At 65.7% G+C, this 12,651-nt stretch carries 11 protein-coding genes; 4 read left to right on the top strand and 7 right to left on the bottom strand.

The window, feature by feature from the left end; translation table 11 throughout:
- Positions 1–316: 316 nt before the first annotated feature.
- The 4 genes from U4Z31_RS22065 (at position 317) to U4Z31_RS22050 (ending at position 6,034) form a co-directional block, all read left to right on the top strand.
- The gene (locus tag U4Z31_RS22065; protein ID WP_044844207.1) at positions 317–3,313 is read left to right on the top strand and encodes a ribonucleoside-diphosphate reductase subunit alpha; all 2,997 of its coding nucleotides are present in this window, start codon (positions 317–319) and stop codon (positions 3,311–3,313) included.
- Positions 3,314–3,676: 363 nt separating this feature from the next.
- Positions 3,677–4,888 (top strand): ribonucleotide-diphosphate reductase subunit beta, encoded by a 1,212-nt coding sequence (locus U4Z31_RS22060; protein WP_044844206.1) that lies wholly within the window; start codon positions 3,677–3,679, stop codon positions 4,886–4,888.
- Between the two features lie 83 nt (positions 4,889–4,971).
- Positions 4,972–5,298, top strand: a complete 327-nt coding sequence (locus tag U4Z31_RS22055) for a hypothetical protein (RefSeq protein ID WP_082088468.1) — start codon at positions 4,972–4,974, stop codon at positions 5,296–5,298.
- A 28-nt stretch (positions 5,299–5,326) separates the two neighbouring features.
- Positions 5,327–6,034, top strand: coding sequence for a histone H1-like DNA-binding protein (locus U4Z31_RS22050; protein ID WP_044844205.1), 708 nt, complete (start codon positions 5,327–5,329; stop codon positions 6,032–6,034).
- A 215-nt stretch (positions 6,035–6,249) separates the two neighbouring features.
- Here U4Z31_RS22050 and U4Z31_RS22045 read toward each other — a convergent pair whose 3' ends face one another.
- From U4Z31_RS22045 to accB, 7 genes are all read right to left on the bottom strand, one after another.
- The gene (locus U4Z31_RS22045; protein ID WP_011883213.1) at positions 6,250–6,723 is read right to left on the bottom strand and encodes a glycine zipper 2TM domain-containing protein; all 474 of its coding nucleotides are present in this window, start codon (positions 6,721–6,723) and stop codon (positions 6,250–6,252) included.
- 19 nt (positions 6,724–6,742) lie between these two features.
- Positions 6,743–7,681: a carbohydrate kinase family protein gene (locus U4Z31_RS22040; RefSeq protein WP_321811380.1), complete on the bottom strand. Its 939-nt coding sequence runs from the start codon at positions 7,679–7,681 to the stop codon at positions 6,743–6,745.
- A gap of 94 nt (positions 7,682–7,775) precedes the next feature.
- On the bottom strand, positions 7,776–8,279 hold the full coding sequence (gene tpx, locus U4Z31_RS22035; protein ID WP_044844203.1) for a thiol peroxidase: 504 nt from the start codon (positions 8,277–8,279) through the stop codon (positions 7,776–7,778).
- Positions 8,280–8,351: 72 nt separating this feature from the next.
- Positions 8,352–9,731 (bottom strand): DUF3426 domain-containing protein, encoded by a 1,380-nt coding sequence (locus U4Z31_RS22030; RefSeq protein WP_321811379.1) that lies wholly within the window; start codon positions 9,729–9,731, stop codon positions 8,352–8,354.
- 45 nt (positions 9,732–9,776) lie between these two features.
- Positions 9,777–10,679, bottom strand: a complete 903-nt coding sequence (gene prmA / locus U4Z31_RS22025) for a 50S ribosomal protein L11 methyltransferase (protein WP_321811378.1) — start codon at positions 10,677–10,679, stop codon at positions 9,777–9,779.
- Positions 10,680–10,681: 2 nt separating this feature from the next.
- Positions 10,682–12,049, bottom strand: coding sequence for an acetyl-CoA carboxylase biotin carboxylase subunit (accC, locus tag U4Z31_RS22020; RefSeq protein ID WP_044844200.1), 1,368 nt, complete (start codon positions 12,047–12,049; stop codon positions 10,682–10,684).
- Between the two features lie 85 nt (positions 12,050–12,134).
- Positions 12,135–12,608 carry an acetyl-CoA carboxylase biotin carboxyl carrier protein gene (accB, locus tag U4Z31_RS22015; RefSeq protein WP_044844199.1) on the bottom strand — a complete coding sequence of 158 codons (474 nt, stop codon included), beginning with the start codon at positions 12,606–12,608 and terminating at the stop codon, positions 12,135–12,137.
- Positions 12,609–12,651 lie beyond the last annotated feature (43 nt).

Raw genomic sequence — 12,651 nt, 5'->3', positions numbered from 1 at the left:
TTGAGCGGTTCTGTACTAGATATAGTGTGTGTCGCAGGGGAAACCCGAGCGGCACCGGCCGGCGGGCAACGCCGGCGGCCAGGGTTCTCAGTGCGGCGCGCCAGGCCGGGCGGTCCGGGCGTCGCAATCAAGCGCAGCGAACTTCGACGGGGCAGCGTACACATGACGAAGCACACGACCGGATCGGTTGTCGCGCATCGACCGAACCGGCTTCCCCGACGCATCGCTCGCCTCTTACCGCTCGCGCATCCGATAGCGCAGCGTTCGTTTTAATCCGCGGTTCTCTCCGCACCATCCAACACCAGGAGCTTTGCACATGCAAACCACCGACAACGCGACGTCCCAGTACGAGAGCGCCTCGAGCCGTCCGCTCGGCGGGACCGAACAGGGCGCGCAGGCGCTCGCGCCGCAGGCCACGTTCGCCGACTACAAGGTGATCCGCCGCAACGGCAGCGTGGTGTCGTTCGAGCCTTCGAAGATCGCGATTGCGGTGACCAAGGCTTTCCTGGCCGTCAATGGCGGGCAGGGCGCGGCATCGGCACGCGTACGCGAACTCGTCGAGCAGCTCACGCACAACGTCGTGCGCGCGCTCGTGCGCAGCCGTCCGAACGGCGGTACGTTCCATATCGAAGACATCCAGGACCAGGTCGAACTCGCGCTGATGCGCGGCGGCGAGCACAACGTCGCGCGTGCATACGTGCTGTATCGCGAGAAGCGTCACCTCGAGCGCCAGCATGCGGGCGAGGAAGCAGCGGCAGCGGGCGGCGAGTCGAGCACCGGCATCAACGTCGTCGACAATGGCGTCACGCGCCCGCTCGACCTGAACGCACTGCGCGCGCTGATCGTGTCCGCATGCGACGGTCTCGGCGCTGCGGTTAACCCTGACCCGATCGTCGCGGAAACGGTGAAGAACCTGTACGACGGCGTGCCGATGAGCCAGGTCTACGACTCGGCGATCCTCGCTGCGCGCACGATGATCGAAAAGGACCCGGCATACAGCCAGGTCACGGCCCGCATCCTGCTGCACACGATCCGTCGCGAGATCCTCGGCGAGGAAGTGGTCCAGGCCGAGATGTCGGCCCGCTACGCGGAATACTTCCCGCAGTTCCTGAAGCGCGGCGTCGACGCCGGCCTGCTCGACGACAAGCTGCTTCAGTTCGACCTGAAGCGTCTGGGCGAAGCGCTCGACGCGAACCGCGACCTGCAGTTCGGCTACCTCGGCCTGCAGACGCTGTACGACCGCTACTTCCTGCACGTCGACGGCAGCCGCATCGAAATGCCGCAGGCATTCTTCATGCGCGTCGCGATGGGCCTGTCGCTGAACGAGATCGACCGCGAAACGCGCGCGATCGAGTTCTACAACGTGCTGTCGAGCTTCGACTTCATGAGCTCGACGCCGACGCTGTTCAACTCGGGCACGCACCGCTCGCAGCTGTCGTCGTGCTACCTGACGACGGTCGCGGACGACCTCGACGGCATCTATGAAGCGCTGAAGGAAAACGCGCTGCTGTCGAAGTTCGCCGGCGGTCTCGGCAACGACTGGACCCGCGTGCGCGCACTCGGCTCGCATATCAAGGGCACGAACGGCAAGTCGCAAGGCGTGGTCCCGTTCCTGAAGGTCGTCAACGACACGGCCGTCGCGGTCAACCAGGGCGGCAAGCGCAAGGGCGCGGTGTGCGCGTACCTCGAATCGTGGCACCTCGACATCGAGGAGTTCCTCGAGCTGCGCAAGAACACCGGCGACGATCGCCGCCGTACGCACGACATGAACACGGCGAACTGGATTCCCGACCTGTTCATGAAGCGCGTGATGGAAGGCGCCGACTGGACGCTGTTCTCGCCGTCGACCTGCCCGGACCTGCACGACAAGTTCGGCGCGGAGTTCGAGGCGGCTTACACGGCTTACGAAGACAAGGTCGCGCGCGGCGAGATCAAGCTGTTCAAGAAGATCCCGGCGCAGCAGCTCTGGCGCAAGATGCTCGGCATGCTGTTCGAAACGGGCCACCCGTGGATCACGTTCAAGGATCCGTGCAACGTGCGCTCGCCGCAGCAGCACGTCGGCGTCGTCCACTCGTCGAACCTGTGCACGGAAATCACGCTGAACACGAGCGACACCGAAATCGCGGTGTGCAACCTCGGCTCCGTGAACCTCGTCGCCCACCTGGTGAAGCAGGCCGACGGCAGCTACGCGCTCGACCACGACAAGCTGAAGCGCACGATCAGCGTCGCGATGCGCATGCTCGACAACGTGATCGACATCAACTACTACGCGGTGCCGAAGGCGCGTAACTCGAACCTGAAGCACCGTCCGGTCGGCATGGGCATCATGGGTTTCCAGGACTGCCTGCACCTGCTGCGCACGCCGTACGCGTCGGAAGCGGCGGTCGAGTTCGCCGATCGTTCGATGGAAGCGGTCTGCTACTACGCGTACTACGCGTCGACCGAGCTGGCCGAGGAACGCGGCCGCTACTCGAGCTACCGCGGCTCGCTGTGGGATCGCGGCATCCTCCCGCAAGACACGCTGAAGCTGCTGACGGAAGCGCGCGGCGGCTACGTCGAGGTCGACACGTCCGAGTCGCTCGACTGGACGACGCTGCGTTCGCGGATCGCCGCGCACGGCATGCGCAACTCGAACTGCGTCGCGATCGCGCCGACGGCGACGATCTCGAACATCATCGGCGTGTCGGCATGCATCGAGCCGACCTTCCAGAACCTGTACGTGAAGTCGAACCTGTCGGGCGAATTCACGGTGGTCAACGAGTACCTCGTCCGCGACCTAAAGGAACGCGGCCTGTGGGACGAAGTGATGGTCGCCGACCTGAAGTACTTCGACGGCATGCTGTCGCGCATCGACCGCATCCCGGCCGACCTGCGCGCGATCTACGCGACCGCGTTCGAAGTCGACCCGACGTGGCTGGTCGAAGCGGCATCGCGTCGCCAGAAGTGGATCGACCAGGCGCAGTCGCTGAACATCTACATGGGCGGCGCGTCGGGCAAGAAGCTCGACGAGGTCTACAAGCTCGCCTGGCTGCGCGGTCTGAAGACGACCTACTACCTCCGCACGATGGCGGCGACGCACGTCGAGAAGTCGACGGTCGCACACGGCGCGCTGAACGCAGTGCCGACGAGCGGTGGCTCGAGCAGCGGCGGCGCGCAAGGCGCGGCAGGCGGCTTCGGTGCAGCGGGCGGCGCAGCGTCGTCGTCGGGCGCAGTCGACGCGGCACCGGCACTCGCACCGGTCGAAGCGGACGGTCCGGTATGCACGATGCGCCCGGGCGATCCCGGCTTCGACGAGTGCGAAGCCTGCCAGTAACGCGGCGCGCATGACCTGAAGAAGGTTCGGGCGGCGCGCACGACAACCGATCGAGGTTGAAGTGTGCGCCGCTCTCAACTAAAAAAATGATAAGGAATCTGTAACGCGGCACTCGCGTTGCAGGCAGTGACAAGCGATCGAAACATCCCCGACGACGTCGCGTTTCGATCAGCGTTCGATGCGTCGAGCGCACCTCGCGATACACGTGCGACACACGTCGCGCGCTGCATGAACGACGATGCGTTGCTCAAAGTGTTGTATCGAGGTCGCAACGCGAATCGAAAAAAGGATTTTTCGTGAGCGAGCCCTTTTATCGCTCAGGAAAAGATGGTACAAACCGTTCTAAATTGATGGTGAGAATTTATGCTCAACTGGGATGACGAGAAGACTGCCGTAACCCCCGCGAGCGGAGCGCAGCAAAACGCGTTGCGCACCTCCGCAGGGATGGCTGTCGGAATGCAGGCTGCAACGCCTGCCGCCCATCAGGTCCGCGACATTTTCGAAGGCGATCTTGCGGTGCCGCCGCAAGCATCGGCTGTTCCCGCCGGCGGTTCGGAAGCGCGGGTCAACGTTGCAGACAAGCGCATCATCAACGGCCAGACTGACGTCAATCAGCTGGTGCCGTTCAAGTACAAGTGGGCGTGGGAAAAGTATCTGGCAGGTTGCGCGAACCACTGGATGCCGCAGGAAATCAACATGTCCCGCGACATCGCCCTGTGGAAGGATCCGAACGGTCTGACCGAGGACGAGCGCCGCATCGTCAAGCGCAACCTCGGCTTCTTCGTGACGGCCGATTCGCTCGCCGCGAACAACATCGTGCTCGGCACGTACCGCCACATCACGGCGCCCGAGTGCCGGCAGTTCCTGCTGCGCCAGGCGTTCGAAGAGGCGATCCACACGCACGCGTACCAATACATCGTCGAATCGCTCGGTCTCGACGAAGGCGAGATCTTCAACGCGTACCACGAGGTCACGTCGATCCGCGCGAAGGACGAATTCCTGATCCCGTTCATCCACACGCTGACGGACCCGGCCTTCAAGACCGGCACGCTCGAAGCGGATCAGAAGCTGCTGAAGTCGCTGATCGTGTTCGCCTGCATCATGGAAGGCCTGTTCTTCTATGTCGGCTTCACGCAGATTCTCGCGCTCGGCCGCCAGAACAAGATGACGGGTGCTGCAGAGCAATATCAGTACATCCTGCGTGACGAGTCGATGCACTGCAATTTCGGCATCGACCTGATCAACCAGATCAAGCTCGAGAACCCGCATCTCTGGACCGCGGAATTCCGCGCCGAGATCCGCGAGCTGTTCAAGCAGGCTGTCGAACTCGAATACCGCTACGCCGAGGACACGATGCCCCGCGGCGTGCTGGGTCTGAACGCGTCGATGTTCAAGAGCTATCTGCGCTTCATCAGCAACCGCCGTTGCCAGCAGATCGGCCTCGACCCGCTGTTCCCGAACGAGGAAAACCCGTTCCCGTGGATGAGCGAGATGATCGACCTGAAGAAGGAACGCAACTTCTTCGAGACGCGTGTGATCGAGTATCAGACGGGCGGCGCGCTGTCCTGGGAATAACCCGCAGCAGCGAACCCGTCACATGATGTGAGCAGCCGGCGGCCTCTCGGCCCCGGCCCAAGGTTTAGGAGCAAGAACGCCTGATGCAAAGCATGCCCGGTGCCTTAACGGCCCAACGACATGATCGGCACTTTGCGAACCCTTCAGTGGGATGGGCAAACTTCCCTCCGGAAAAAGCGGACGGCCGTGTGGCGGTCCGCTTGATCAAGCGATTAGGGGTGGCGGCGCGAGGCGCGCCGGCTACCGACTTGATTTGGCGCGCGAGGCCATGGGGTCACGCGCGCCATACCGTATTCATTAGCGTAAGCGCGTGGTATCCGCGTACGCCGATGAATAGCCCGCTTCGAAGCGCACGTCCTGAACAGCGTCCGCGGGAAGCGGGTTTTGACGAAGGGTGTAGTTTGAACTGACTCTCATCTGAACCTGAAGGAGAACAACATGGCTACTGCCAAGAAGAAACCGGCTGCTAAGAAGGTTGCTGCCAAGAAGACCGTTGCGAAGAAGGCTGCTGCTCCGGCGAAGAAGGCCGCTGCGGTGAAGAAGGTTGCTGCGAAGAAGGTCGCGGTGAAGAAGGTTGCCGCGAAGAAGGCAGCACCGGCGAAGAAGGCTGCTGCGAAGAAGGTCGCGGCAAAGAAGGTCGCAACGAAGAAGGTTGCTGCGAAGAAAGTCGCGGTGAAGAAGGTTGCCGCGAAGAAGGCAGCACCGGCGAAGAAGGCCGCTGCGAAGAAGGTTGCAGCCAAGAAAGTCGCGGTGAAGAAGGTTGCTGCGAAGAAGGCAGCACCGGCGAAGAAGGCTGCTGCCAAGAAGGCCGCGCCGGCGAAGAAGGCTGCCGCCAAGAAGGCTGCGCCTGCGAAGAAGGCTGCTGCGAAGAAGGCTGCGCCTGCCAAGAAGGCTGCCCCTGCGAAGAAGGCTGCCGCTGCACCGAAGGCCGCTGCTGCACCGAAGGCTGCCGCTGCTCCGAAGGCTGCCGCACCGGCGAAGAAGGCCGCTGCACCGAAGAAGGCTGCTGCTCCGAAGAAGGCCGTCGTGAAGAAGGCTGCACCGGCAACCACCGCGTCGACCGCATCGGTCGCGCCGGCATCGGGCGTGAAGACCGCGCTCAACCCGGCAGCGGCATGGCCGTTCCCGACCGGCAGCCGTCCGTAATCGCGGCTGACCAGCACTACCCGGACACTCACGCGGTGTCCGCGGGTTGAGTAGCGCTACTCAATCGATCCCGCCATCTGGCTCAGGTGGCGGGATTTTTTTCGTCCGCCTGCATCGATGGGCCGGCCGGCTGCCGGGCACGGACGAAAAAAAACGCATGTGCAGCTTCGCACATGCGTTCGACCGCGGCTTGCGCCGCGCGCTGAGGATGCTCGTTAGTGCGTGACGCGCGTGACGCCGCCGCTCGACAGCAGTCGCACCCGTTCGCCGGCGCGGAACACTTCGCCGCTCGCCGCCTGCGTGATCGAGCGCAGGTCGCCGTTGTCGAGGCGCACGGTGATTTCGACACCGTTCGCCGTGCTGAGGTTTTCGCCGACCGCGTTGCCTGCGACCGCGCCGACGAGACCGCCCGCGATGGCCGTCAGGATCGATCCCTTGCCGCCGCCGATCGCGCTGCCCGCGACTGCGCCGAGCGCGCCGCCGCCGAGCGTGCCGATCGCGCTGCCGCCGCCATCGGACTGGATGCGCACCGCACGGACGCTTTCGACGGTGCCCATGCGCACGGTTTGCTCGCGCTGCGCCTGGCCGACGCTATAGACATCTGCCGAGCCCGGCGCCGTGAAGCAGCCGGCGAGCGTCAGCGTGGCCGTCAGCATGGCAGCGAGCGTGAGGGTTTTCTTGGTCAACATCTTTGCTCTCCCACAATATTCATTTGAGACTGTACCCGAAGGCAGCCTCGAAGCGCGCGTCGATTTCGGCGCGCGTCAGTGCGTAAGTTTGAGGCCCCTGGTGGGCGATCTTGATCGAGCCCATCAGGCTCGCGAGGCGGCCCGTGGTTGCCCAGTCGAGGCCATTCTCGATGCCGTACAGCAGGCCGCCCCGGAAGGCGTCGCCGCAGCCGGTCGGATCGACGACACGCTCGGCTTGCACGACCGGAATCTGTTCTTCGCCGTTTTTGTGAAGAATGGTGGCGCCGCGCTCGCCGCGCGTGATGATCAACGCCTGAACCCGGCTGGCGATTTCCTGTTCGGACCAGCCCGTCTTGTCGCTGACGAGCTTGCCCTCGTAGTCGTTGACCGCAACGAAGGTGGCGAGTTCAATGATGCGGCGCAGCGTCGCACCGTCGAACAGCGGCAGGCCCTGGCCCGGATCGAAGATGAACGGGATGCCGGCCTTCGCGAATTGCTCGGCGTGCTGGACCATCCCGTCGAAGCCGTCCGGCGCGACGATGCCGAGCTTCACGCCCGACACTTCGTCCGCGTGGTTCAGGTGCGACTGCATCATCGCGCCCGGGTGGAATGCGGTGATCTGGTTGTTCTCGAGATCGGTCGTGATCATCGCCTGCGCGGTGTGCGTTTCGGGCACCACGCGTATGCTGGCCTTCGACAGGCCGAGGCTGTCGAGACGCTCGAGATAGCGATCGGCGTCGTTCGCGCCGACCGTCGCCATGATGCGCGCGTCGCCGCCGAGCATGTGCAGCGCGTAGGCGATGTTCCCCGCGCAACCGCCGAATTCGCGACGCATCGTCGGCACGAGGAAGCTCACGTTCAGAAGGTGAACCTGGTCGGGCAGGATGTGCTCGCGAAACCGGCCTTCGAAGGTCATGATGTTGTCGTAGGCGAGCGAGCCGCAAATCAGCGTAGTCAAGGCGTGCGTTCCTGTAGAGAGCAAAGGGAGGCGGCTGCCCGGCCGGCGCGCGCAGGCCGTCGGGCCTCGCGCGGCAGGGCCGGGCGGCTGCGGGTTACTTCAGTGCGGCGAGCGCTGCGTCGTAGTTCGGCTCGTCCTTGATCTCGCCGACGAGTTCCGCGTGGAGCACCTTGTCCTGCGCGTCGAGCACGACGACCGCGCGGGCCGTCAGGCCGTTCAGCGGGCCGCTCGTCACGTCGACGCCGTATGCGTTCGCGAACGCGCGGCCGCCGCGGAACGTCGAAGCCGTCACGACGTTCGCGAGGCCTTCGGTCGTGCAGAAGCGCGTGGCGGCGAACGGCAGGTCGCCGGACACGACCACCACGACCGTGTTGTCGAGCGACGACGCGGCTTCGTTGAACTTGCGGGTCGACGTCGCGCAGGTGGGCGTATCGAGGCTCGGGACGATGTTCAGTACCTTGCGCTTGCCGGCGAAGCTGGCGAGCGACAGGTCGGCGAGGTCCTTGCCGACCAGCTTGAAGTCGGGGGCTTGCGAGCCGACGGCCGGGAACGTGCCGGCGAGATCGATCGGGTTGCCACCCAGCGTAACTTTGCTCATGTTCGTGCTCCGAAATAGCGCGCCGCAGCGGCGCGCGGGTTGAGACGGCGCGCATGCGCGCGCCGCGGGGCGTCACGGATAGAAGATCTGGACGCGGAAATTCGAGGCGGGCGCGCCGTTCGTGTCGAGACGGACGACCATCGTCTGCGTCGTGCCGGGCGGCAGCCCGGCGTCGATCGGCATGCCCGGGCGCACGTAGTCGCGCGGCGCGAGCACGCGGCGCACGGTCACGTGATTCGTGTCGTCGAGCAGCGTCAGTTCGAGCGACGGGTAGGCGAGCGCGACGCGGTAGCGGTTCGTCAGCGGTACCTTCAACTCCAGCACGCGCGGGCCGTCGATCTGGCGCAGGTCGGCCGCGTCGAGCCGCAGGCCGTCGATCGCGCGCGGCGGCGTCACCTTGCAGCCGAGCGGCGCGCACGCCTGCCGGAACCAGCCCTGCGTGACGGGCCAGTAGATCATCACGGTTTCGCGCTGCCACCACGCGAGCTGCGCGACGAGCAGCACCGCGAGCACGGCCGCGACGAGGCCGCCGAAAAAGCCGCCGAGCGTTCCGCGTCGCTGCTGCGCGCGCGGCTCGCGCGTCACGGCGAAGGGCGGGCGGTCGTCGTCGGACAGTGCGGCGGGGAAGGGGGCCGCTGATTGGACGGCCGGTTGTACGTCCGGTTCGGCACCCGGTTCGCTGGCGGCTGCGGCCGGTGCGGCGGCACGTTCGGCGTGGGTGTCGGGTTCGGGTTTCGGTTCGAGTCCGGGCTCGGCTTGTACCGGCCTGAACGCGAAGCGCGGTTCGCGTGGCGCGTGCTCGTCGTCGGGCACGGCGAAGCGCGCGTTGCCGACCGGTTCGACGGGCGCTGCTGCGGCGGGTGCGACCGACGGCGCGGGCGCGACGAAGCGCGGTTCGCGCAGGTCGGGTTCGGTGAGCGGCGTGAGCGGCGTGAGCGGTTCGTCGGTTTCGGGCGGCACTGCATCCGGTCCGGCCGATCGCGCGGCGACGGCGTGCAACTCGGCCGGCTGCGATGCGATCGGCGCCGGCGTGCCGGACAGGTGAACCACACCGGATTCCGTCGACGGCAGCGCAAGCGGGATCAGCGGCTCGGCGCGCACGGTCTCGACACTGTGCTGCAGGGACGGGTCGACGCCGGCATCGAGCCACGGCGCCCACATGTCCCAGCCTTCCGGCTGGTAATCGGAACCGGCCGCTGGTTCGACCGGTGCGTCGGTGGTGAAGAGCCGCGCGGGCGCGGCGTCGTGTTGCGGGGTGGCGGCGGCCGGCTCGACCGGCGCCGCTTCGGTCAGCGCGGATTCCGGCGGTGCCGGATCGGGCACGAGCGACTGCGATGCGTTGAAGACCTGCTGACAGTGTCCGCAACGCACGAGCCCGTCATGCAGCGCGAGCTGTTCCTGCTGCAGCCGGAAGACGGTTTCGCAATGAGGGCAGCGCGTCGCAAGAAGCATGTCGAGCCGGGCGGCCTGCTGGCCAGAGTGAAGGACAGCGCTATTCTAATGGCTTTCCCGCCGCGTTCCGGCGAGGCATACCCAACCTTCGTGTTCGCGCCAGACCGAGATGTCGACGTAGCGCGCATAGACGGCCGCGACTTCGTCCGCCTGGCGCGCGAGCACGCCCGACAGCGCGATGCGCCCGCCCGGTTTCACCTTCGATGCGAGCATCGACGCCATCAGTTTCAGCGGGTTCGACAGGATGTTGGCGACGACGATGTCGAATTCGCCGGCCGGGCACGCATCGGGCAGCCCGTACGTGACTTCCGCATGGTTGCGTTCGCTGTTCTGGCGCGCCGATTCGACCGCCTGCGGATCGATGTCGATGCCGACCACGGGGTTCGCCCCGCATTTCTGCGCGAGGATCGCGAGAATGCCCGAGCCGCAGCCGTAGTCGAGCACCGACTGGCCGGGCTTCACCGACTGTTCGAGCCATTCCATGCACAGGCGCGTGGTCGGGTGGCTGCCGGTGCCGAACGCGAGACCGGGGTCGAGTTCGAGGATGAGCGCGTCGGGGTCGGGCGCGTCGTGCCACGACGGCACGACCCAGATCCGCTCGCCGATCGGAATCGGCTCGAACTGCGACTGCGTGAGCCGCACCCAGTCCTGTTCCTCGACTTCGCGCACGTCGAACTTCGGCGTGTCGGCGACGCCGATCTCGTTCGCGGCCGCCGCGAGCAGCACGGCCGGGTCGTGATCGGGCGACAGCAGCGCGATCACGCGCGAGTGCTGCCACGCGGTGCGTTCGGGAACGAGGCCGGGCTCGCCGAAGAGCGGCTGTTCGTCGGGCGTGTCGGCGTCGGCGTCCTCGACGGACACCGACAGCGCGCCGAGGTCGAGCAGCGCGTCGGACAGCGCCTCCGCATGCTCACGGGCCAGTTCGACGACGAGTTCGCGATAGCTCATGCTTACGCTTCTTCCGGTGCGACCTGCTGCTTCTGGGCGAGCCGGTGTTCGAGATAGTGGATGCTGGTGCCGCCTTCGACGAACTTCGAGTCGATCATCAGCTCGCGGTGCAGCGGGATGTTGGTCTGGATGCCTTCGACGACCATTTCCGACAGCGCGATGCGCATCCGGCGGATCGCCTGGTCGCGCGTCGCGCCGTAGGTGATCAGCTTGCCGATCATCGAATCATAGTTCGGCGGCACGAAATAGCCATTGTACGCATGCGAGTCGACGCGCACGCCGGGGCCGCCCGGCGTATGCCACGACGTGATCCGGCCCGGCGACGGCGTGAACTTGAACGGATCTTCCGCGTTGATCCGGCATTCGATCGCATGTCCGCGGAACTCGATGTCGCGCTGGCGCAGCGCGAGCTTCTCGCCCGCTGCGATGCGGATCTGTTCCTGCACGATGTCGACGCCCGTGATCATCTCCGACACCGGGTGCTCGACCTGCACGCGCGTGTTCATCTCGATGAAGTAGAACTCGTTGTTCTCGTACAGGAATTCGAACGTGCCCGCGCCGAGGTAGCCCATCTTCTTGCACGCGTCCGCGCAGCGGTCGCCGATGCGCTCGATCAGGCGGCGCGGAATGCCGGGCGCCGGCGCTTCCTCGATCACCTTCTGGTGCCGGCGCTGCATCGAGCAGTCGCGCTCGCCGAGCCAGATCGCGTTCTTGTGCGCGTCCGACAGCACCTGGATCTCGATGTGGCGCGGGTTCTCGAGGAACTTCTCCATGTACACCTGCGGGTTGCCGAACGCACGGCCGGCTTCCTCGCGGGTCATGTTGACCGCGTTCACGAGCGCGGCTTCGGTGTGCACGACGCGCATCCCGCGCCCGCCGCCGCCGCCCGCTGCCTTGATGATGACCGGATAGCCGATCGCGCGCGCAATCTTGACGATCTCCTTCGGATCGTCCGGCAACGCGCCTTCCGAGCCCGGCACGCACGGCACGCCGGTCTTGATCATGGTCTGCTTCGCGGTGACCTTGTCGCCCATCATCCGGATCGTTTCCGGGCGCGGGCCGATGAACGTGAAGCCCGACTGCTCGACGCGTTCGGCGAAGTCGGCGTTCTCCGACAGGAAGCCGTAGCCGGGGTGGATCGCCTCGGCATCGGTGACTTCCGCGGCGCTGATCAGCGCCGGCATGTTCAGGTAGCTCAGGTTCGACGGGGCCGGGCCGATACAGACGGCTTCGTCCGCGAGGCGCACGTACTTGGCTTCCTTGTCGGCTTCCGAGTAGACGACCACCGTCTTGACGCCGAGTTCGCGGCACGCGCGCTGGATGCGCAGCGCGATTTCACCGCGGTTGGCAATGAGGATTTTTTCAAACATAGCGAGTATTCGTCTCTTCGAGGGGCGCGCGAACGGCGCCTGGCGAGCATCGGCGGCGCGCGGCCGGACGGGCCGCGCGGCGGACTTAGCCGATCACGAAAAGCGGCTGGCCGTATTCGACGGCCTGGCCGTTCTCGACGAGGATTTCCTTGATCACGCCGGCCTTGTCCGACTCGATCTCGTTGAGCAGCTTCATCGCTTCGATGATGCAGATCGTCTGGCCTTCCTTGACCGTGTCGCCCACCTGGACGAACGGGTCCGCGCCCGGCGACGGCGCGCGATAGAACGTGCCGACCATCGGCGACGTCACGACGTGGCCTTGCGGGGCGGCCGGTGCGGCGGCGGCGCCTGCTGCCGGCGCGGCAGCGCCTTCGGTCGGCAGCGCGACCGACGGAGCGGGCGCGCTGACTTGCGGGGCATACCCAGCCGTCGGCTGCACGTAGACCGGCGGCGCGTTCTTGACGATACGCACCTTGCCTTCGCCTTCCGTGACTTCCAGCTCGGAGATGCCGGATTCGGAAACGAGGTCGATCAGAGTTTTCAGCTTACGAAGATCCATCGGGAATTCCCCTTTCAATACGTGAAAGCGCCGGTGGGACCGG

The sequence above is a fragment of the Burkholderia sp. BCC1985 genome (genome assembly GCF_905339915.1).
GTDB lineage: Bacteria > Pseudomonadota > Gammaproteobacteria > Burkholderiales > Burkholderiaceae > Burkholderia.
Note: the sequence above shows the minus strand (reverse complement) of the source record. Positions and strands in the feature narration are given on the sequence as shown.